Below are 20,419 nucleotides of genomic sequence, written 5' to 3' on the forward strand. Positions count from 1 at the left end.
ATAATTATTCGTGTTTTTGCCGTCTGCCTTGCTGCCTTGGCTTGCGGTTGCGTTAATTCTACTAGCGCAGACTTGGATGAAAGTGCGGCAGTTTCCTTGGAGGGAACAACTAGTGTCGAGACTGCTAATGCTTACTATCGCTGGTTCAATCAGCTTGCGGTCCGTAAGGGAGTAAATGTAGAGTTGCAATCGAATAACCTTGCTCCTGATTTATCTAGTCTTGCTGCCGGGCAGATTCAGTTTGCCGGCATTGATAAATCTCCGTCGGTGCAAGAGTTAAAGGCCTTGCCCACGGAGGTCTTGGCATTTCCTGTCACTGGGATTGCTATTGCGGTTGCCTACAACCAACCGAATTGTCAGTTGAAATTGACTCGGAATCTGCTCGTCGAATTATTCCTTGGCAAGATTCGCAATTTTTCTGAGTTGGGTTGCCCAGATCAGCCGATTACTCTTCTATATCGGGGTGATGCCTCAGCTGCTACCGCCCATTTCACGGCTTCCCTCGCTGCTGTAAGTCCAATATGGCGTAACGGCCCAGGGTCGGGACGGCTTGTTTCCTGGCCCTCTGGTGCTGCAGTGCAGGGAGCAGATGCCATGGCGAATGCCTTAGAAGCTACTCCTGGCAGCATTGGCTTTCTTGAATCACCATTCTTACGCTCACCTTTGCAGTCGGCAGCACTTCAAAATCGCAAGGGCGAGTTTGTCCGTCCGGATATAAAGGCTGCAGGTCTTTCTCTGTCAGGCATTGCTCTTGACAATAGATTGTTAGGCTCTAGCTCCGATCCATCCAATGGTTATCCAATTGTTTATCTTAGTTGGATGCTTGTGCCGAGAAAAGGTTTGGCAGCCAACCTGCCGGCTATTAAAATAAGCCTTACGTATATTCTCAGTGGAGCGGGCCAGGATGATTCTGAGTTATTGGGTTATGTGCGCTTGCCTGCCGACTTGAGGCAAAAATCCTTAGGTCAGCTTGGTAGCATTCAGCGTTAGGTAGTTTCTTTAAGCTGCCGCGGCGGCGTTGGCAAGCGAGTGCTCACCAAGGCCGCTAGAGCAACAAGTACTGCCGAGCTCCACAGGCAAGCCTGCAGGCCGCCCAGCAGAAATAGGGCTCCTGATAGCACGGTGCCCAGCAGTCGGCCGGCGGCATTGGCCATGTAATAGAAGCCCACGTTGAGGCTCACATCCTCCGCTTCCGTGTAGGCGAGGATCATGTAGCTGTGAATTGATGAATTCATCGCGAACACCACTCCAAATACTGCCAGTCCCACCACTACTGTTACCCCGGGCTGGCCAACCTCCCGCCACATGGCAATTGCAATCAGGGCTGGAATAGCCGTGAGTACCGCACTCCAAAACCGCACTGCTGCTACTCCTGGAGGGGCGCTCCTTCCCCAGGACCGGCGCAGGGCCGGTGCCGTTCCCTGCACGATTCCGTAGCAGATTACCCACAGGCCCATGAAACCGCCCACCTCCCAGAAGCGCCACCCCAGGGCGCTCTGCAGAAATACCGGTAGAGCCACCACAAACCAAACGTCGCGAGCACCAAATAGGAAGAAGCGTGCCAGCGACAACACGTTGATGCCCCGGCTCTTGGAAAACAGCGCCGTAAAGCTTGGTTTCTGTTTCATCCTGCCGATATCTGCCGGCAGCACTAGGGTCACCAGAAAGGCTAAAAACAAACCAGCAGCCATCGCTGCAACCGCGGCGTTAAAGCCGATTGTGGTGAGCAACACCCCGCCAAGAAAAAAGCCCACCCCCTTGAGGGCATTTTTGGAGCCTGTGAGAATAGCTACCCACTTAAAAAGTTGACCTTCTCCCTTGCTGTGGTCTTCCGGAGTTTCGGGCACTACGGTTTTAATGGCGCTCTTGGCACTCATTTTGTTGAGATCCTTGGCTATGCCGCTGATCGCCTGGGCTACCATCACGTAAGCCACGCTCCACCATTTTGGCCAGTCTTCAGCTACTGGGATCAGCATTAGCAGCGCCGCTACCTGCATCAAGGTGCCGCTCCAGAGAGTTAGCCGCAGACCAAAGCGCGCTCCCAACCAGCCACCATAGAGGTTGGTGATGATGCCGAAAAACTCATAAAAAAGAAATAGAAAGGCGATCTCAAGGGTGCTGTAGCCAAGCTCGTGGAAGTGGAATACCACGAGCATGCGCAGGGCACCATCGGTGAGCGTGAAGGCCCAGTAATTGGCCGTCACGATCATGTATTGCTGCAGGGCTGAAAGGGCGCGGCTCATGGCTCAGGTTCAGCGCTCGTCGATCAGTGCCACATGGCTCACCAGATCGGCCATGCGAGAGCTGTAGCCCCACTCATTGTCATACCACGCGTATACCTTTAGCTGGGTGCCGTTTACCACCATGGTCGAGGCGGCATCGATGATGGCGCTGCGATCATCATTTACATAATCAACTGAGACCAGCGGCCTGGTTTCATAGCCAAGCAGGCCGCGCAGTGGTCCGTTGGCAGCGGCTTCAAAGGCGCTGTTTACCTCCTCTACTGTCACCTCGCGCATTAGTTCAAATACTGCATCGGTGAGGGAGGCATTCAGCAGCGGTACCCTCACCGCATGGCCGTTTAGTTTTCCTTGGAGCTCTGGAAAGATCATTCCAATCGCCTTGGCTGACCCCGTGGTGGTGGGGATCAGGCTTTGCATGCAGGAGCGGGCCCGGCGCAGGTCGCTTTTGAAGCCATCCACCACTACCTGGGTGTTGGTGACGTCGTGCAGGGTGGTGATTGAGCCGTGCTTGATGCCAAAGCTCTCGTGAATCACCTTCACCACCGGCGCCAGGCAGTTGGTTGTGCAGGAGGCGGCGGTCAGTAAGCGGTGCTGGCCTGGGTCGTAAAGCTGGTGGTTGATACCGAAGACAACGTTGAGAGCCTCTGCCCCTGCGATTTCACCCTTCACTGGGCAGGCCACCACCACGCGTTTGAGGCCCACTTGGTCGAAATAGGGCTGGAGTGTTTCCGGTGTTTTGAACTTGCCGCTGCACTCCAGCACCATCTCCACGCCGGCTTCCCTCCAGGGCACTGCGGTCGGATCGCTCTCCCGCGTGTAGCTCACAGCCTGGCTACCCACGAAGAAACCCCGCGTATTTCCTTGCACCGCCTGTTGCCAGCGGCCATGAACGGAGTCGAAGGCGAGCAGGTGGGCGGCGGTTTGAGCATCACCGCCGCAGTCGTTGACGTGAACCAGCTCAATGCCGGGACGGCCCCACAGGGCCCTAAACACCAGGCGGCCGATGCGGCCAAAGCCGTTTATGCCGATTTTCATGGATCAGAGCCGACAATGGCGGCATGGATTGCGAGACCCTAAATCAATATGAGTTGATTCATCAACTAAAATTGGTGTATGAGTGTTCTAGATCACCCTGTGGCGCTTGAGCCCACCAAGGCTCGGGCCCTGCTTAAGGCCATGGCCGATCCCCTCAGGCTCCAGGTGCTTGAAGCCTTGGGGGCAGGTGAGCGCTGTGTTTGTGAGCTCACCAGTGAGCTGGGCCTAGCCCAATCGAAGCTCTCTTTCCATCTCAAGGTGTTGAGAGAGGCTGGTTTGATTGAGGCCCGAGATGAGGGCCGCTGGGTTTACTACAGCCTGCGCACCGATGCGATTGAGCAGTTGCGCGGCTGGCTAGGGGATTTGGCTGCCAAATGCTCTACTCCTGCCCCCTGTTGCCGATGACCTCCCCTGCTCAACAGCCCGTTTTGGCTCGACTTTCTCTACTTGATCGGCTTTTGCCGTTTTGGATCCTTTTGGCGATGGCGAGCGGCCTATTGCTTGGTCGCCTGTTGCCTGGTCTTCAGTCGCTGCTTGGCACCGTGCAGGTAGGCCATACCTCGCTGCCGATTGCGCTGGGTCTATTGATGATGCTGTATCCGGTGCTGGCCAAGGTTCGCTACGGGGAGCTCGTGCGGGTGGCCAGCGACCGCAAACTGTTGGGACTGGCGCTCGGCTTGGTTTGGGGTTTGGGTCCCTTGCTGATGTTCTGCTTGGCTTGGTTGTTTTTGCCTGATCAGCCCGAATTTCGCACCGGTTTGATCCTGATCGGTATCGCTCCGTGCATTGCGATGGTGTTGATCTGGATTGATCTGGCTGGGGGCGACCGGGAAGCGGCTGCGTTGCTTGTGGCTATTAATTCTGTTATTCAGGTGCTCGCCTATGCCCTGCTTGGCAGCTTTTATCTGCAGATCCTGCCTGACTGGCTTGGTCTTAATAGTGAGGTGGTGAATTTCTCGTTTTGGGAGATTGCTAAGGCGGTGATGATTTTTTTGGGAGTTCCTTTGCTTGCAGGTTTCCTTACTCGACGTATTGGCGTGCGAACCAAAGGTGTGCGCTGGTATGAAAAAACCTTTTTGCCACGGCTCGCTCCTTGGGCTCTCTATGGCCTGCTGTTCACGATTGTGGTGATGTTCGCCTTCCAGGGTCAGGCCATTACATCTGATCCGCTTCGGGTGCTGTGGATAGCCATTCCACTGTTTATTTATTTCGTTCTGATGTGGAGCCTGGCCTTTGTTATTGGCCGCTGTAGTGGCCTCGATTATAAGCGCACCTCGTCGCTCGCCTTCACTGCTTCTGGCAACAACTTTGAACTGGCAATTGCCGTCAGTATCAGTGTTTGGGGTGTGACTTCTCAGCAGGCCCTTGCCGGGGTCGTGGGCCCTCTGATCGAGGTTCCTGTTTTGGTGGGCCTGGTTTACGTCTCGCGGGCTTTGAGAGGATGGTTTCCTCTGGTTTATGAGAATTGAGCGCTGTTCCATTGTCATGGGCTTCACCACACTGCCTCGGCTTTTGAGGCCACCACAAGCAACGCTCACGGCAGGGGAGCCGGCGCGCCAGACTGGTAAGTAACAAACCATCACAGTGATGCCCAAGCCTCTTTGGCTGGTGCGTCCCCGCCCAGACGGGGGCTGCGATTACGTGAGTTTCCTGCCCGCCCAGGGACCTATTGGTGCGACCACGGTTGAGATGCGGGAAGGCAGCCACTTGCCACCCCAGCTGCCCCTGCTTAAACACCGCAAGCGACTCGGGGCTGAGGAAGCAGAAAGCTGCAGCCGTCGTCTGCAACTCGAGGCTGGATTTCTCTCTAGTGATCCCCTGTTTTAGTCAGGCCTCGATACGCTGACTCAATGGAACGTTTTGTGATTCCCCCTATGTCGTTCCGCGGCTTGTCATGACTCAACGCTCCGACCAGCCATCACCGGCTGCCGACCCCTCTGGCCCCTACGAGCGGCTGGGCGTGCCTGCTGATGCTGGCTTCGACGAGGTGCAGGCGGCCAAATTGGCCCGGCTCGACGAGGTGGGTGACGACACCATGGCGCGCTCGCTGATCGAGGCTGCCTATGACGCTGTCTTGATGGAGCGCCTCAAAGAGCGTCAGCAGGGTCGCGTGAGTAGCGCGGCTAAGTCCGCCTCCCAGCGGGAGCAACTGGCGCCGCCGCCGCCCAAGCTTGCGGTACCGGCCTTGCCTCAGCTTCAGTTGCCCAGGGTTTCCGCTCCCCAGCTCAGGCTTCCTGGCATGGCTCTAGCTACTGGACGGGAGCTCTGGTTCCCCCTGGCCACATCTGGGGCTTTACTGCTCCTACTACTGCTAGCTCCAGGCTTCCCCCCGGATCTGGTGCTTGCCTTTGCTACAGCAATGGCAGTTATCAACCTGCAGTGGCGTAACCGGCGCTTCCTAGCTGCGGTGGGCTGGGGCTTCGCCCTGCTCTGCGCCGGATTGCTGGTGGGCTCGATTTTGGCCGGTGCTCTCTCCAGCACCTTGCCGCTCGGGTTGCCATTGAGCCTGACCCAGGTTCAAAGCCTGCCGGCTCTGCTGCTGTTGTTGCTTGGCGCCCTGCTGATTGGTTGATTTGATTGATCACTCAACCAGCTAATTGTTTTATTGTTGAATTGGTTCAGGGCTTGCTATATTTAGTGCAGGCCTTGCTATTTATAGAACACGGCTTTCTGTCTATGGAGCCGGAGTGCACTCTGTGATTAATTCGCTAAGTTCATCCGCCTCAACAGTGTAGATCTCATTGCAGAAGTGGCAGATAAGTTCGGCATGGCCGTCTTCCACTAAAATTGAGCTTAGTTCGGCGTGGCCTAGCAGTTTCAGGGCGCTGACGCTGCGCTCCCGGCTGCAGGGGCAGTGGAACCGCACCGGCGTACAGGCCTCAGCGTCTTCGAGGGGCTGGGGATCGAGATCTGGAAAAATATCTTCGAGCAGGCTGTGTAGCTGGCCTTCGCACTCGGCTAGTCGCTGGCTGAAGTGCTTCACCTCGCGGCAGCGCTCTTCGAGAAGGGCGACTAGGGCGGGTTCGCGGGCGGCCTTTGGCATCACCTGCACCAGCACTCCCCCACTGCAAAGCACACCACTGTTGTCTAGCTGCTCGCCGACGAATACCGCTGAAGGTGTCTGCTCGGAGTGCAGCAGATATGAGGCCAGGTCTTCGCCGATGCCGCCGCTCACCAGCTCCACCGTTGAGCTGAAGGGCTCGCCTTCGCCCAGATCTCGCACCACGTGCAGATAGCCGGTGCCGCAGGCGGTTTTGAAGTCAAACTGGGCCAGGCCTTCTGGATCTTTCAGCAGCTCGAGCTCCAAGCCCGGGTAGCCCACATGGCCGCGCACCGTGCCGTTGCGGCCCGCATCCACCATCAGGCCCTTCAGTGGGCCGTCTGAGGCGATGCGTAGGTTGACGCGGCCATGGGCCACCTTCATCGAGCTGGCCAGCAGCAGCCCAGCCGTCATGGCGCGGCCCAGCAGGGCACTGGCGAGAAAAGAGAGCTGATGGCGCTCCCTGGCGGTGCGGCTGGCCTGGGTGGTGCTGACCGCCACCATGCGGATGCCGCCGCCGGCGGCCGTGGCCCGGAGAAGTTGGTCGCTCAAGGCTGGTTTTCCTGGGGGGTGGCCATCGTTGGAGCCATCGTAGGCAGCGCGCCGAGAGGTTCCAGCTGACCCTGCTCCAGCCGCCAGCCTCCATCGATCACGCCGCGAAATAGCTCCGGCTCGTGGGTGACCACCAGCACGGCCCGCTCCTGGGACAGGGCCGCCAACAGCTCCAGGATTTCGCCACGAACGGCCCAGTCGAGGCCTGCGGTGGGTTCATCCAGCAGCAGCACTCGGGGGTTGCGCAGCAGCTGCACTGCCAGGGCCAGGCGCCTCTGCTGGCCGCCGCTCAGCTGCTCCGGCGCCTGCTGCAATGACAAGCCTTCCATACCCACCAGCTGCAGGGCTGCCTGGGCCTCTTCTGCCGTGAGCCGGCGGTGACCGAGCTTCAGCTCCTGCCCCACGCTGAGGCCGAGGAAATGGCGCTCCGGAAACTGAAACACCAGGCCGCATAGCCAGCGCAGCTGGCGGCCATTGAGCTGCTGGCCTTCCCACAACACCTGGCCGCTCGAGGGCTCGGCCAAGCCGCTGATCAACTCCAGCAGGGTGGTTTTGCCACTGCCACTGCGACCGGCCACCAGGGAGGCGCGGCCCACAGCCAGGGTGAGGCTGACGCCGCAGAGCACCGATGCCACCGCCGTGGCCGGTTGGTAGCTGACGTTGCGGAGTTCAAGCATCTCCCCAGCATGCCGGCGGGCGTGTTTGATTGAGCCAGTTCTGTGCTGCAGCCAATCCGCCATGGAGGTGCGTTTCCGCGAATTCAACCCCTTCAACTGCTGGATCTGGATGCGTTTCCCCCACCCGGTGGGTTCGGGCGAGCGCGGTTACTTGGAAACTGCCTTTGATAGTTGGTTTTACCTGGGCAAATTGGGTGGCTTCAACGCCGAAAACCTCCAGTCCCACGAGGAGGGCGCAGAGCTGGGCTGGATGGCTTACAGCCACGAGGCTGCTGCCGGCGCCCTGCCAGCCCTAATGCACAACATGGGCCCGATGGAATATCAGGAGGAGTGGGCGCGTTGCTGGGTGGATCTCGGCACCAGTGATGCCTTCGCCCTCGACGTGTTGATCAATGCCCTGGGCCAGCTCAACAACGACGTTCTCGAAATTGAGGAGTTGCTGATTGGTGGCCTCAACGACGACTGGCCGATCGAGGACCAACCCGATGCCCTGTTCCCTAGCCTCGATGAGCTTGAGGACGACGACGAGGGCAGTCATGAAGATGACGAAGAAGACGAAGAAGACGAAGAAGACGAAGAAGGTGATGGTGAAGCTGGCGAAGATTACAAAGACCTTCAGTCCCGCGACTAAGAAGCAGCGTGACTCGGGATCTTCGCCGTCTGCTAGTTACCCCCGGTCGCTTGACCGCCGGCCCCTCTGCTGGCGCTGAGCTGGAGCTGGATCGCCAGGAGCTCCACTACCTCACCCGGGTGCTGCGCTTGCGCCCCGGCGATCGCTTTGCGGTGGTGGATGGGGCAGGCAGTCTCTGGACTGCCCTGTTGGGTCCAGCCGATCTGGCTCTGCTGGAGCAGCCCCCCAGCTACCCCCGGGCGTTTGAGCCTCCAGCGGCGCCGCCACTGCAGTTGGCGGTGGCACTACCAAAGCGCGATGCCGACGTGTTGTTGCGCATGGCCTGTGAACTTGGTGTGGATCGGTTCACCCCTCTGCAGGCCCAGCGCAGCGTTGCCGCTGACTCCCTGAAGCCGGAGCGAGCAGAGGCGATCCTGCGGGAGGCGGTAGAGCAGTGTGAACGCCTTTGGCAACCCCAGCTAGAACCGCTGCTGTCAGCCGCCGAGCTGCTGGGGGCCCAGCCGCCCGGCGGTTCAGGCCGTGGGCTGCTGTGCACCACAAGACGGCCCGGTCTGGCCCTGCTATCCCAGGCGCTTGAGCACTTAGGGGGCCCGCCTGGGGCCAGCGAGCCGCTCACTGTGGCGATTGGTCCAGAGGGGGGCTGGACTCCAGTTGAGGAAGCCTTTGCCCTGACCAACGGCTGGCAAGCCGTGAGCTTGGGCAGCACGATCTTGCGTTGCAGCACCGCCGCAGTAACGGCAGCAGGGCTGCTCAGCCACTGGCGTGCCCAGCAGACTGGCGTGCCTAGCTGAGTTAGTTGCGGAACATGCCGGAGGCCATCGCCTTAAAGCCTGCCAGGTTGGCGCCGGCTAGGCGACGGCGGCTGGGCAGGGCGTTGGCCGGGTTGAGGCAGTCGGGGGCGAAGGTGGCGTTGCTGGGTGGGGGCAGGGCCTCCTGGGCGGCCCGCAATTCGGCAGCGATCGCTTCAGCCGTGGTGGGTGCCGAGCCTGCTGGAGCTGGGCTCGCTGGCTTTGCTGCGGCTGTCGCTGCAGCTGGACTAGAGGAGCCAACGCCTACTTGGAAAGTTGCCGCTTGGCTAGCTTCCGGCTCGCTGGGATCGGGCTTGGCCTCGGCGATCGCCACCTGCGCTGGTGTAGCCCCTTCGCTGCCCAGGTCTAAGAAGAAGGAGGCCTTGCGGTTGAACACCATCACGGCAGCAGCGTCGTAATGGCGATTATCCGTTGCTGCGCTGCCCTGTGACGCTGCTGCCGCGCTGTGCAACACACTTTGTTGGCGCCGCTGCTGCCCTGTGCTGATGTCTGCCCCGGCCCTTGTAGTGCCAGCCCTGCTCTCCCCAGCACTCGTCGCCCCCCAGACCTGGAGCCACTGGCTCCTGGCAGTGGCCCTCAATGCGTTGCTGATCTTCCTTGCCCAGCGCCTGCCCCTGCTAACCCCCGCTGGCTGGGTGCATGCCGGCATCCTCGGCAGCTTGCTGTGGGGTTGCCTCGGCCTGCGGGGCTGGCTGGCGGTGGTGATCTATCTGGCCCTGGGCTCCCTGGTAACGCGCCTGGGTTTTCGCACAAAGGAGGCGCGGGGATTGGCGGAGGCGCGAGGCGGTTTGCGCGGGCCGGAGAACGTTTGGGGTTCGGCTGCTACCGGCGCCTTACTGGCTGGCGCCGCCGCCCTGGCACCGGCAGCGGCGCCGCTGCTGCTGGTTGGTTTTGCTGCCAGCTTCGCCGCCAAGTTGGCCGACACATTCGGCACTGAAATCGGCAAGCGCTGGGGGCGCCACACGCTGCTGATCACTACCTTGCGTCCGGTGCCACCCGGAACTGAAGGGGCGATCAGCCTGGAGGGCACCGCCGCCAGCCTGGTGGGCAGTGCGCTGATGGCAGCCCTGATGCTGGCCCTGGGGCTGCTGGCTGGCAGCGGCGCCTGGCTGCTTGTGACCCTGGTGGGCCTGGCGGCCACCTTGATCGAAAGCCTGATCGGAGCCAGCGTCCAACAGCGTTTGGGCTGGCTCAGCAACGAGCTGGTGAACGGGCTTCAGACGGCGATCGCGGCGCTGCTGGCGATGGCGTTCTTCTGAAGCCAGGCCAGTAGGGCCTCGCCACGCTGCCGGGCTTGGCGGCTGCTGAGCTTGAGCTCAAGGGCCAGCTCGCACCAGCCCAGACCCTCGATCCAGTGACCCAGCAGCAGCCGCTTCTCGATGCCGCCCAGCTGGCTTAGCTGGGTCTGCAACCAGTGGGCCTTTAAAGCCCTTTCACCAGCCACTGAATCGTTGCCTGAATCATCGTCTGGACCGTCGCCCGGATCGTCGCCGGCGCAGGTTGCGGCTGCGGAGCCGGCTGCCAGCTGGTCGAGCAGAGTGCCCTCCTGCTCGCCATCGTCGCTGAGCTGGGCATCGAGACTGCGCACCTGCAGGGCCCGCTGCACTGCGCCGGCCTCCTCAAGTTGGGCGGTGCTGCAACCGAGCTCTGAGGCAATCTCTGCGGCGGCAAGCGGTGCCAGGCCCTGGCCGCGGCGCTGTTCCTGTAGCCGCCGGGCCCGTTGCTGCAGCTCCCGCAGCCGCCGGGGAGTATGCAGCGGCTGGCCGTGGTCGCGGACGTCGTGGAGCATGGCGCCGCGGATATAGGGCACCGCATAGCTGCTGAGATTGCAGGTTTGGCGCAGGTCGAAGGCCTCCACGGCCCGGATCAGCCCCAGGCAGCCTGCAGACACGAGCTCATCAAAAGGTTGACCAGTTCGCTGGCTCTGGCGCTGGGCCACCATGCGCACTAGGGCCAGGTTGTGCTCCACTAGGGCGTTGCGCCACCAGAGCTTGGTTGTGGCGTCGGGGCTTGCGGCCATGGCCTCAAGCCAGCTGCGGTTGCGGGTGTGCAGCTGGGAGGGGCCCAGCTCGGCCTGGGCTGGATCGGCTTGGCCGCTGCGGCGCTGGCGGGCAGATGTTTTCGAGTGGGCAGTAGCTGGGAAGGCAGATGCCATGGGGTGGAGGCGTCGGTGTTTCTACCGTCGCCGCGGTGCCCATGCGGCTGGCTCCCCCGGGGCGGTGAAGCGCTCTCACCCGAATGGGTGATAGAAAACAACTTCGCCGTGCGGCTTAGTAGCCCAAGGGGGTGGGCTCTTGGCGCAGCTGCAGATCCGCCCAGCTCAGAAGGGCCGGCCAGGAGCGCACTTGCTCGAATACCCGGCGATGGCCCTCACTGTTGAGGTGCAGGCCGTCGTTGCTTAGCCATAGGGGCCAGTCGGAATCAGCCAGCAGCACCTCCAGCAGGGGCAGGAACGGCACATTCGCCTCCAGGCAGGCCTCTTCCAGCAGGGCCTCGTAGCGACGGATGTCTGCCAGGGAATACCAGAGCACCCCGGCGTAGGGCATGGCGCTCTCCTCCACCGGGGTGAGGCCGATCACATGCACCGCAGCGATCTCCTTGGCCTTGTGCAGAAGCTGCTGCAAGCCAAACAAAAAGCCTTCGGCATCCAGTTGGGGTCGCCCATCAGGCCGTCCAACCCGGGCGGTGTCATTCAGGCCTATGCCGAGCAGGATCCCCTGCGGCAGCTGGCGCCGTAGCTCACCGCGGCAGCCAACCTCAGCGCTGAGGCGGGCTGCCAGTCGCTCCAGGCCATCGCCACGCACGCCGAGGTTGTAGAGCACCGGGCCGCCCGGCAGTTCCATCCAGTGGCGCCGCAGCCGTTCGCACCAGCCCCCCTCAAGGGGATCACCCCAGCCAAAAACGCCGCTATCGCCAAGTGCCACCAGCTTCCTGGGGATGGCCATCTCCATGGGGGGTCTCCAGCAGCCACTGGCGTGCGCGGTCGCTGAGATCTTCCCCCAGCAAGGTCAGCAGCGCATAGGCCAGCACCAGGGCCAGCAGTTGGTCGCCGGCAAACGAACTCAGGGCTTCCAGCAGCTGGCTGCCCAGGCCCGTGGCCCCCACCAGCCCCACTACCACCGATTCGCGCAAAATCACATCAGCCCGGTAGGCGCCATAGGCCAAGTAGGGCCGGGCCAGGCCGCTGAAGCGGCCGTAGAGCAGGGCCAGGCGCGGACCCACTCCTGCGGCCAGCAGGGCCTGCTCTTTGTTGCCGCCACTGGTTTCGGCCGCTTCTAGGAGCAGGCGTCCGAGAATGCCCAGGTTGTGGAAGCCCAGGGCAAGGGCGCCTGTGAGCACCCCGGGCTGGAGCACAAACAGCAGCAACAGCGCCGTTAGCGGTGGCGGCCATAGCCGGCCCAGGGCCCACAGTCCCCGCACCAGCGCGACCGCCGCCGGCCAGGGCGTCGCAAACAGCAGCAGCAGCGGCGCCAACCCCACAGCTAGGGCCGCGGCTACCAAGGTGAGCAGCAGGGTGTTGCCGATCAGGCTCGGCCAGGGCAGGGTGGCCAAGGCTCCCCAGTCGGCGGCGCCCAGCGGTGGTAGGCCTTGCCACTGCAACAGGGTGGCGGGCTGCACTTCCAGGCGCCAGGCCACCAGCAGCAGCACGGGCAGCAGGGCCATCGCCACAGCCACCATTTCCTGGCCCTGACTGCCCACTCCACGCTGGCTTAGCCCCAGCCGTGCCGGCATGGCCCAGCGCCGTCGCAGCCAGCCCATTAGGGCTTCCAGCAGCAGCATCACCGCCAGCAACGCCCACAGGCCGCTCCAGAGCTCGTTGAAGGCCAGCGATTGCAGGGTGAGGCGCAGCTCGGTGCCCAGCCCGCCCAGGCCAAATACTCCCAGCAGGGTGGCGCTGCGCAAGGCGCATTCGAGCCGGTAGCCGCTGTAGCTGATCACCTGGGGCAGCAGGGGTGGCCCCAGAGCCGTTAACAGGGCGGTTGGGGCGGGGCTGCCGCCGCAGCGCAGGGCCTCCAGGCTGGCGGTGGGCAGGGCATCCAGCAGGTCGCTGACCACCCGGGCTACCAGCGCTCCAAAGGGAATGGCGATTGCCACTACCGCTACCACTGGTTGCAGCCCGACCACCTGCAGCAGCAGCAGCCCCCAGAGCAGTTCGTGAATCGAGCGCGGTATGGCTAGTAGGCGGCGTATCCAGCTGGCTGGAGCGGCGCTGCCGTAGCAGGTGCGCCACACCACCCTTGAACTAGCGATTCCCAGCACCAAACCCAACACCAGGCTGCCGGCCCAGCCCAATAGGGCCATGCCGGCTGTGACGGCTAGGCCGCCCAGCACCGAGCCCAGCACTATTGGATCCAGGGAGGGCCGCAGGGCTGCGGCAGAAAATTGCCCCACCAGCTCCCAGCCACCGCCATGGCTGATTCCCGGCAGCAACGCCAGCAGCGGCAGCACAATTAGGGCGGGCAGCAACACCCACAAAGGCGCCGCTGGTCTCATGCCCCTGGGGTCCCGGCGTAAAGCTCCTCCAGCCGGCCTGGCTCAAGGCTGGCCATGGGTTGGTCAAAGACAAGGCGCCCGGCCCGCAGCCCCAGCACCCGATCGAAACCAGACAGCAAATCGGGACGGTGCAGGCTCAACAGCAAGGCCCGAGGCGGGTTTGCGAGCTCCAGCAGCAGGGTTAACAGCTCGCCGGCCAGGCGGGGATCAAGGCTGGCTAAGGGTTCATCGGCTAGTAGCAGTTGGGGCTTCTGTCGCAGTAGTCGGGCAAGGGCTACCCGCTGGCGCTGGCCGCCGGAGAGGGCGGAGACGGGCTGGTTGAGTAGGGCTGGATCGAGATCAAGCCGCTGCAACATCGTTGTGCAGGCCTTGGTCTCTAGGGGTATCAGCAGGTTGAGCAGGGCCCGCGGCCAGCCCCAGACGGCTAGCCGGGCGGCGTTGAGGTTTTGCTGCACGGTGAGCTCCTCGATCAGCCGCAGGTCTTGCCAGAGGGTGCCGATCCGGGCCTGCTGCCGTCGCCGGGCCCGTCCGCTGCGGGCCCGTACCTCCCCCTGCCAAAACACCCTGCCCTGCTGCGGGGTCAGCAAGCCATTGGCCACGGCAAGCAAGGTGCTTTTGCCAGCACCGCTGGGACCCAGCAGGGCAATTCGTTCACCGGCATCAACCTGAAGCGACACCCCATCAAGGCGAGGCTGGCTGCGGCCCTTGACGGTGATGTCTTGGAGGATCAGTAGGGACGTCACATGCGGGCCCGGTTCATCTGGTGATTTGGCTTCTAGCCCTGGCCGCTCAGCATTTCTTGAAGTTTTGCCTGCAGGCTGTCGCGAACCTCCGGATCTCCCACCAATCGCAGGATTCCGTCCCGGGGCCACCAGTTGAGCTTCAGATTGCTGACGCCATCTTCAAAGACGGCCAGCTCAAAAGCTCCCTTGTGTTGCCATTGACAAGGCACCCCTAGTTGGGCAACCAGCTCCTTGAGCTCGTCCAGGGATCCCTTGAACTCCATGGCGAACTGAGCGGCATCGAATTCCAGATTAGGCCCCTGCAAACCGGAAACTTTCTGATTTCAGTAGCAACGGGCACGTTTGCCGAGGGCTTGATCGACTTTTATGTTCTGTATAAAGCAGGATTTGGCAAAGTCAGCTTTGGCAGTCTGTTCAATCATTTTGATCCTTTCATAGTGTCAATATCCTCCCGTTCAGATGAATTCGTCGGTCTTTTTAGTCTGTTTGATCAAGACGGCGATGGGAAAATATCTGTGGATGAGGTGGAGCATGTTCTCGCCAGCATGGCTGGAGTGATTGCTATTGAAGATCGCCAAGCTCTGCGTGATCTGGTTGGCTGCGATGGGGAGTTGGGGCTGGGGGCTTTCAGCGGCTGGGCCCAAGGCCGTCCAGGTTTGGCTATCGCCTCCTGCCTGCGCGAGATCTTTGAATTAGTAGATAGTGATGGCAGCGGCAGCCTCAATTTTCAGGAGCTGGAAGTGCTGCTAGCTGCCCTAGCGCCCTCCTGCGCCGATCTACCAGAGGCAGATCGGTTGCTGGCAGCCCTCGATCGAGATGGCGATAACTGCATCAGCGTTGAAGAATTTCTGCAGCTACTCGAAGCCGATGCTGTGATCGAGCTATCGCTTGCAGATCTGAAGCGACTGAAAAAGACCCTGGCTCAGTATGTAAACGCCTCCAGCCGCTCCCGGGTTGCCTTGGTGGAGGTCGATTGCGACCTTGGTGCTGGCACGCCGGGAGCTGGTTCTGGCATTGATTTGCTCAAGCAGGCCGCTGCCCGTCAGCAGGGGCTGCGCCAAATCAGCGACCGTTTGATTGAGGAAATAAAAGGTCAGACAAGGCCTGGAGCCCGAGCCTCGGAGCTGGGCTCCGCCACCGCCACCGCCACCCCCCACGCACGCCATATCGAGACGATTGCCGGCGTTATGCGGGACGCGGCCGCATTGGTGGCCTCCACCCTGGATCGGGGCTTGTTCCCAATCGTGATCGCTGGCGATCACTCCACGGCTGCTTCAACCATCGCTGGCATTCGCCAGGCCCATCCCGATCGTCGCCTAGGCGTGGTGTGGATCGATGCCCATGCCGATATCCATTCCCCATACACCACGCCCTCCGGCAACATGCACGGCATGCCTTTGGCCATTGCCTCGGCTCACGACAACACCATTGAGGCCATCAACGAGCCCGATTCAACGACCAGTTTGCTTTGGCAAGAGCTCCAATGTCTCAATGGCACAGGATCGCCGTCGATCATGCTTGAAGATCTAATTTATGTGGCAGTTCGTGATACGGAGCCTGCTGAAAATGTCACGCTTGAGCGGTTCTCTATACCTGTTGTTACTACAGAAGATGTTCGGCGATTGGGGCCAGAGCAGGCAGCTCAGCGCTGCCTAGACCATCTCAGCCAAGTCGAATTGATCTATGTGAGCTTCGATGTGGATTGCATGGACTCCACTATCTGCAAGGGCACCGGCACGCCAGTGCCTGGTGGCCTTTGGGCTGATGAAGCTCGCCAGTTAACCCGGTTCCTGCTGGCAGACCCCAGGGTTTGCTGCTGGGAAATCTGTGAAATCAACCCCCATCTAGATAGTCTTAATACCTTGGCTGAAGTGTCACTTAGCGTTTATCAGGATGTGTTAGAGGTGCTCGACGCCCGCCTCTAGGCCGATGGACAGGTCTGTGAAATCGGCTTTTGAGCTGCTTAGAGATTTGCTCGAGCCTGTTGTTGACCTGCCCTCCAGGCTTCAACAGCTGCTGCCCACCATGGGCACCCTGCATCAGCTGCATGGCCCTGTCGCGCGACTGAACCCCGGCCTCGTTTCCCTGCTGGCAGGTTTGCGTGGCTTGGCCCAGGTGATCTTCATCAACAATCCCCTCAGTGGCCTGGTGTTGCTGCTCGCCTTTCTGGTGCAGTCGCCTTGGTTTGCCCTGTTGGCCCTGCTGGGTACCGCAGCTTCTCACTGCACAGCTCGGCTCCTCCGCTTGGCGAAGGGGTTGCGGAGCGAGGGCATCTACGGTTTTAACGGCGCCCTGGTGGGCTGCGCCGTCGCCAATTTCGCCCAGTTCGATAGCCCCCTCTCCAGCCTGATTTGGGTTGCTTTGGTGCTGCTTGGTGGGGCGCTGACCACCTTGCTGCTTGAGGGGCTGGGCAGGGGAATCAACCGTTCCGTGGGGCTACCACCACTCACCCTGCCGTTCATTCTTGTTACCTGGGGCTTGCTGGGGGTGGCTTCCCTGGCGTCGGGGGCAGCATTGGCCCTGGCCGAACCGGTCCCGATGTCCGAGCTGGCCAGCACCTCCCAGGCTCTCACCCATGGGCTGCTCCGATCCGCGGGTCAGGTTTTTCTCTGCTCAAACCCCTGGAGTGGCTTGCTGGTGCTAATTGCCACAGCCATCGCCAGCCCCCTTGCCGCGGGACTGGGTTTGCTTGGTGCCCTGGTTGGCATGGCAACCGGCCTTCTGCTCGATGTCCCTTTGGGCGCGATCGCCGTGGGCCTCTGGGGATACAACGGCTTGCTGGTGGCGATTGCCTTGGGGGGGATTTTTTACGCCCCCAGCTGGGTCAGCTTGGCGGTGGGTCTGGGAGGGGCGGCTCTGGCGAGCCTGATCCAGTTTGCTTGGAGCTTCACTCCAGCTCAGGGCTGGCCTTCGCTCACCCTCGCTTTTGTGCTTGCTACCTGGGTGATTCAGCTGCTGGTGCGTCGTGCCTTGCCGGCCCTGATTCCGGTTTCGCTGCACGCCATCTTGACCCCGGAGGAGCATCGCCAGCGCTTTGTGTTGGCCCGCACCCTGCTTGCCGATTTTCGTCAAAACTTGCACCTGGCAATCACCGGCCAGCGCCGCGCTTTTTTGGCTGGACGGGTTCCGGCGCAGATGCGGCAACAAATGTCGGCCTTGTTTCAGCGACTCGATCAAGACGCCAATGGCGATATCAGTGCGGCGGAGCTGCTCGGGGGTCTGGGGATTGATCCCCAGCAAGGCGGAGATGTTGGAGTGCTGGCAGCCCAGCTGGCAAGTGTGCTGCAGGCCATGGACCTGGATGAAGATGGCCGGGTGGATGCCGAGGAGTTTGGTGAGCTGATGCTTCGCCTGCAGCGCTTGCGCCTTGGCGAGGCTCGGCTGCTCAACTATTTGCTGCCAGTCGATGCCAATGGCGATGACCGGCTTGATCCGGCCGAGCTCAGGCGCCTGCTGGCCAGTGTGGGCGAACGACCTCTTAATGCTGAGGAGGAGTCCTTTCTCTTCAGCCGCTCTGCCGATGGCCTCAGCTGGCAGCAGTTTGTAGACCACCTGCTACTTACATGAACCTGCCATCCCAACCTGAGCGCTCCTTCAGGCCAGGGTGAGGCGGTAAACGATCAGCGCCAGGATTAGCGCCACTAAGGACACCTCAATCAGATCAGGGCCGCGGGGATTCATTGACGTTTTAGCTGCGCCGCCGCTCCAGGCTGGCCGCTGATGGCAGGGCCAGGGCCAGGGCCAAGGCGGGAATCTCGATCAGCAGTTGGCCGTTGCCGAAGGTGATGAAGGCCAGATCAAGAAAGGCGATGCTGCGCAGAAACAGGGACCAAGCCTCATCGCCTTCATTGTTGGCTCGGCTCCAAAGCACAAAGCCGGCCAGCAGCAAGACCAAATCAATCAACCAGACCACGGATTTGAGGCTCTGGAGAAAACTGATTCTGAATGCTGCTGGACCCAAATGCCCGCCTGTGTCAGCGGATCTTGCCGATTTGCCGCCCCACCTGCTCGATCTGCTTGTATTCGCCCGGCTTCACCGTGGTGAATTGCTGGGCACCAAACAGGCCGAGGATCTGTTTCTGCTCCGGATCCGTGGATCGCCAGCTGATGATCGATTGACGCAGCTTGGCGCTGAAGCCCTTGCCGAAGCGCTGGTCGAGGTTGGGCTGGCCCAGCCAGAGGTAGTCGGGGTAGCTGGGGGTGCGCCAGATCTGCACCACCTTGCTGCGGTTGGCCTTGCCGCTGCGCAGGCTGCTCTTCCACACCTGCTCATTGACGGCGCCGGCGTCGTAGGTGCCGCTCTGCACCAGGGCGATGGTGGCGTCGTGGCTGCCACTGAAGCCGGGGGCTCCGCCAGCGAAATCAGCCAACTTGACGCCGGCCTGGCCGAGGAAGTACTGGGGCATAAGCCGGCCGGAGGTGGAGCTTTCCGAGCCGAAGGTGAAGCGCTTGCCTTTGAGGGCCACTAGCCCCTTTTGGTTCTGGATCGGCTTGATGCCACTGCGGGCATTGGCGATAAATACGGTATAAAACTGCGCATCGATGTCTCGCTGGGCAAGCATCTGGGAGCCGGGTTTCTGCAGGCTGGCCTGCACGCCGGTGAGACCGCCAAACCACACCAGATCAAGACTGCCGGTGCGGAAGGCGCTCACAGCAGCCATGTAATCGGTGACGGGCACGTAGGCGACCTTCACACCTAGTTGCTGGCTGAGCTCATCGGCCACCAAGCCGTAAAGGCGATTCAGCTTTTCAGGGTTTTGGTCGGGGATAGCACCGATGCGCAGCACCGGCTGGGCTACGGCCGCCGGCAGCACAGAGGCGGGCACTGGGGGGAGGACCGCCGGTAGCAGGGCCAGGCAAAGCCCCGCCATTGCGGCGGTCCAACGTTCTCGGGTGGGCATGGGACAGGGTGGGAATCAGAGGGCGGCCAGAAAGCGCTGCAGGCGCTGGAGGCCATCCTCAATCGTGGCAGGCCCGGCAGCGCAGGAAAGCCGAATGCAGCGGTCGTCTCCGAAGGCAACCCCTGGCACCACCGCCAGGCCCACTTCATCGAGCAGCCGGTTGCACAGGGTCATTGAATCGAGGCCGAAGCCGCTGACATCGGGGAAGGCATAGAACGCCCCTTCCGGCGCCAGCAGTTGCAAGCCTTCGATGGCCATCAGCCCCGCGCTGAGCAGGCTGCGGCGCTCGTTGAACTGGGCCGCCATGGCGTGCACGCAGTCGCGGGGCGCTTCGATGGCGGCCAGGGCGCCGAACTGGGCAAAACTGCAAACGTTGCTCGTGCTCTGGCTCTGCAGGGCACTGGCGGCGGCCACCACCGGCTGGGGGCCAGCCAGCCAGCCAAGGCGCCAGCCGGTCATGGCCCAGCCCTTGGCGAAGCCATTGACCGTAAAGACGCGATCGGCCAGGTCTGGAGCTATGGCGGCAAAGCTGTGGTGGGCGTGGCCGGGTGCCAGCAGGAATTCGTAGATCTCATCGCACACCACGGCCACCTGGGGATGGCGGCGCAGCACGTCCGCAATCGCCTCCAGCTCTGGCAGGCTCAGCACCATGCCGGTGGGATTGCCGGGGCTGTTGAGCACAAGCAATTTGCTGGCTGGAGTGATGGCTGCCTCCAGCTGGGCCGGATCGAGGCGGAAGCCCTGGGCCGCCGAGCTGGGCAGCATGGTCACCGAGGCGCCGGCGAGTTTGGCGATCTCTGGATAGCTGAGCCAGTAGGGCGCCGGCAGCAGCAGCTCGTCGCCTGGCTCCAGCAGCACCTGAAACAGGTTGTAGAGCGCCTGCTTGCCGCCGTTGGTGACCAGCACCTGTTGGGCGGTGGTGGGTATGCCGTTTTCAGTGCTGAGCTTGGCGGCTATGGCATCGCGCAGGGCAGGCTCGCCGGCGGCTGGGCCGTAGCGAGTGTGGCCTGCCTCCAGAGCAGCGGTGGCGGCCTGGCGGATGAAGGCCGGGGTGTCGAAATCAGGTTCGCCGGCGCTGAGGCTGCAGATGTCCTGACCATCGGCCTTGAGGGCCTTGGCTCGGGCGGCAATTGCCAGAGTGAGGGAGGGCTGGAGGGCCCGGGCCCGGGCAGAGAGGGCCGGAGTGGTGGTGGGCGCGGCGGTCATCCCTGTGTCCGGCATCAGGACGCGCGGCATCAGCACTGGCTGGCATCCTGCCTTACGGATTTGCCGCGTACGGTTCAAAGGGGCACGA

22 protein-coding genes and 1 pseudogene are annotated in these 20,419 nt (G+C 61.9%); 10 read left to right on the plus strand and 13 right to left on the minus strand.

Features of this window, described 5'->3' with window-relative positions:
* Positions 1-72 precede the first annotated feature (72 nt).
* Entirely contained in the window at positions 73-990 is a 918-nt protein-coding gene (locus KBY75_RS05160; RefSeq protein WP_255023202.1) for a substrate-binding domain-containing protein, read from the plus strand.
* Here KBY75_RS05160 and arsJ read toward each other — a convergent pair.
* Both arsJ and KBY75_RS05170 read right to left on the minus strand, forming a co-directional pair.
* A complete protein-coding gene (gene arsJ / locus KBY75_RS05165; protein ID WP_255023203.1) occupies positions 987-2,243 on the minus strand; it encodes an organoarsenical effux MFS transporter ArsJ in 1,257 nt (418 codons plus the stop codon). The genes KBY75_RS05160 and arsJ overlap by 4 nt on opposite strands.
* Positions 2,244-2,252: 9 nt before the next feature.
* Positions 2,253-3,278: an ArsJ-associated glyceraldehyde-3-phosphate dehydrogenase gene (locus KBY75_RS05170; RefSeq protein ID WP_254936426.1), complete on the minus strand. Its 1,026-nt coding sequence runs from the start codon at positions 3,276-3,278 to the stop codon at positions 2,253-2,255.
* 78 nt (positions 3,279-3,356) lie between these two features.
* Between KBY75_RS05170 and KBY75_RS05175 the strand changes: the two genes are divergently transcribed.
* The 4 genes from KBY75_RS05175 (at position 3,357) to KBY75_RS05190 (ending at position 5,850) form a co-directional block, all read left to right on the plus strand.
* Entirely contained in the window at positions 3,357-3,683 is a 327-nt protein-coding gene (locus tag KBY75_RS05175) for a helix-turn-helix transcriptional regulator (RefSeq protein WP_254936425.1), read from the plus strand.
* Entirely contained in the window at positions 3,680-4,747 is a 1,068-nt protein-coding gene (arsB, locus tag KBY75_RS05180; RefSeq protein ID WP_255023204.1) for an ACR3 family arsenite efflux transporter, read from the plus strand. Before KBY75_RS05175 ends, arsB begins: the two co-directional genes overlap by 4 nt.
* 118 nt (positions 4,748-4,865) lie before the next feature.
* Entirely contained in the window at positions 4,866-5,105 is a 240-nt protein-coding gene (locus KBY75_RS05185; protein WP_254936423.1) for a hypothetical protein, read from the plus strand.
* Positions 5,106-5,172: 67 nt separating this feature from the next.
* Positions 5,173-5,850 carry a CPP1-like family protein gene (locus KBY75_RS05190; protein ID WP_255023205.1) on the plus strand — a complete coding sequence of 226 codons (678 nt, stop codon included), beginning with the start codon at positions 5,173-5,175 and terminating at the stop codon, positions 5,848-5,850.
* 102 nt (positions 5,851-5,952) lie between these two features.
* Here KBY75_RS05190 and hslO read toward each other — a convergent pair whose 3' ends face one another.
* On the minus strand, positions 5,953-6,870 hold the full coding sequence (hslO, locus tag KBY75_RS05195; RefSeq protein ID WP_255023206.1) for an Hsp33 family molecular chaperone HslO: 918 nt from the start codon (positions 6,868-6,870) through the stop codon (positions 5,953-5,955).
* Positions 6,867-7,547: an ABC transporter ATP-binding protein gene (locus KBY75_RS05200; protein ID WP_255023207.1), complete on the minus strand. Its 681-nt coding sequence runs from the start codon at positions 7,545-7,547 to the stop codon at positions 6,867-6,869. Before KBY75_RS05200 ends, hslO begins: the two co-directional genes overlap by 4 nt.
* 61 nt (positions 7,548-7,608) lie before the next feature.
* Between KBY75_RS05200 and KBY75_RS05205 the strand changes: the two are divergent.
* Together KBY75_RS05205 and KBY75_RS05210 are read left to right on the plus strand one after the other, a co-directional pair.
* Positions 7,609-8,049: pseudogene (locus tag KBY75_RS05205) on the plus strand (DUF3531 family protein); the annotation flags it as partial.
* A gap of 137 nt (positions 8,050-8,186) precedes the next feature.
* Complete coding sequence (locus KBY75_RS05210; RefSeq protein ID WP_255023208.1) at positions 8,187-8,969, plus strand: 16S rRNA (uracil(1498)-N(3))-methyltransferase; 783 nt, start codon at positions 8,187-8,189, stop codon at positions 8,967-8,969.
* A 1-nt stretch (position 8,970) separates the two neighbouring features.
* Here the strand turns inward: KBY75_RS05210 and KBY75_RS05215 are convergent, their stop codons facing one another.
* Positions 8,971-9,438 (minus strand): hypothetical protein, encoded by a 468-nt coding sequence (locus tag KBY75_RS05215; protein WP_255023209.1) that lies wholly within the window; start codon positions 9,436-9,438, stop codon positions 8,971-8,973.
* A gap of 34 nt (positions 9,439-9,472) precedes the next feature.
* On the opposite strand from KBY75_RS05215, the gene KBY75_RS05220 reads away from it, so the two are divergent.
* The gene (locus KBY75_RS05220) at positions 9,473-10,246 is read left to right on the plus strand and encodes a DUF92 domain-containing protein (RefSeq protein ID WP_255023210.1); all 774 of its coding nucleotides are present in this window, start codon (positions 9,473-9,475) and stop codon (positions 10,244-10,246) included.
* Here the strand turns inward: KBY75_RS05220 and KBY75_RS05225 are convergent.
* The 5 genes from KBY75_RS05225 to KBY75_RS05245 all read right to left on the minus strand — a co-directional run bounded on the left by KBY75_RS05225 (position 10,204) and on the right by KBY75_RS05245 (position 14,529).
* Entirely contained in the window at positions 10,204-11,142 is a 939-nt protein-coding gene (locus tag KBY75_RS05225; RefSeq protein ID WP_255023211.1) for a sigma-70 family RNA polymerase sigma factor, read from the minus strand. The two genes, KBY75_RS05220 and KBY75_RS05225, sit on opposite strands and share 43 nt — an antisense overlap.
* Before the next feature lie 115 nt (positions 11,143-11,257).
* Positions 11,258-11,938, minus strand: a complete 681-nt coding sequence (locus KBY75_RS05230) for a GDSL-type esterase/lipase family protein (RefSeq protein ID WP_255023212.1) — start codon at positions 11,936-11,938, stop codon at positions 11,258-11,260.
* Positions 11,895-13,481, minus strand: a complete 1,587-nt coding sequence (locus KBY75_RS05235) for an ABC transporter permease (protein WP_255023213.1) — start codon at positions 13,479-13,481, stop codon at positions 11,895-11,897. Before KBY75_RS05235 ends, KBY75_RS05230 begins: the two co-directional genes overlap by 44 nt.
* Positions 13,478-14,224 (minus strand): ATP-binding cassette domain-containing protein, encoded by a 747-nt coding sequence (locus tag KBY75_RS05240; RefSeq protein WP_255023214.1) that lies wholly within the window; start codon positions 14,222-14,224, stop codon positions 13,478-13,480. The genes KBY75_RS05235 and KBY75_RS05240 overlap by 4 nt, the downstream gene beginning before the upstream one ends.
* A gap of 32 nt (positions 14,225-14,256) precedes the next feature.
* A complete protein-coding gene (locus tag KBY75_RS05245) occupies positions 14,257-14,529 on the minus strand; it encodes a hypothetical protein (RefSeq protein ID WP_255023215.1) in 273 nt (90 codons plus the stop codon).
* Positions 14,530-14,661: 132 nt separating this feature from the next.
* Between KBY75_RS05245 and KBY75_RS05250 the strand changes: the two genes are divergently transcribed.
* Together KBY75_RS05250 and KBY75_RS05255 are read left to right on the plus strand one after the other, a co-directional pair.
* Positions 14,662-16,149 carry an arginase family protein gene (locus KBY75_RS05250; RefSeq protein WP_255023216.1) on the plus strand — a complete coding sequence of 496 codons (1,488 nt, stop codon included), beginning with the start codon at positions 14,662-14,664 and terminating at the stop codon, positions 16,147-16,149.
* A gap of 4 nt (positions 16,150-16,153) precedes the next feature.
* Positions 16,154-17,791 carry an urea transporter gene (locus KBY75_RS05255; protein ID WP_255023217.1) on the plus strand — a complete coding sequence of 546 codons (1,638 nt, stop codon included), beginning with the start codon at positions 16,154-16,156 and terminating at the stop codon, positions 17,789-17,791.
* A gap of 121 nt (positions 17,792-17,912) precedes the next feature.
* Here the strand turns inward: KBY75_RS05255 and KBY75_RS05260 are convergent, their stop codons facing one another.
* From KBY75_RS05260 to KBY75_RS05270, 3 genes are all read right to left on the minus strand, one after another.
* Positions 17,913-18,137, minus strand: a complete 225-nt coding sequence (locus tag KBY75_RS05260) for a hypothetical protein (RefSeq protein ID WP_254936410.1) — start codon at positions 18,135-18,137, stop codon at positions 17,913-17,915.
* Between the two features lie 61 nt (positions 18,138-18,198).
* Positions 18,199-19,125, minus strand: a complete 927-nt coding sequence (locus KBY75_RS05265) for a putative selenate ABC transporter substrate-binding protein (protein ID WP_255023218.1) — start codon at positions 19,123-19,125, stop codon at positions 18,199-18,201.
* Between the two features lie 15 nt (positions 19,126-19,140).
* Positions 19,141-20,331, minus strand: a complete 1,191-nt coding sequence (locus tag KBY75_RS05270; protein ID WP_255023219.1) for a pyridoxal phosphate-dependent aminotransferase — start codon at positions 20,329-20,331, stop codon at positions 19,141-19,143.
* Positions 20,332-20,419: the final 88 nt, after the last annotated feature.

It is taken from the genome of Cyanobium sp. T1G-Tous (genome assembly GCF_024345455.1).
GTDB lineage: Bacteria > Cyanobacteriota > Cyanobacteriia > PCC-6307 > Cyanobiaceae > Cyanobium_A.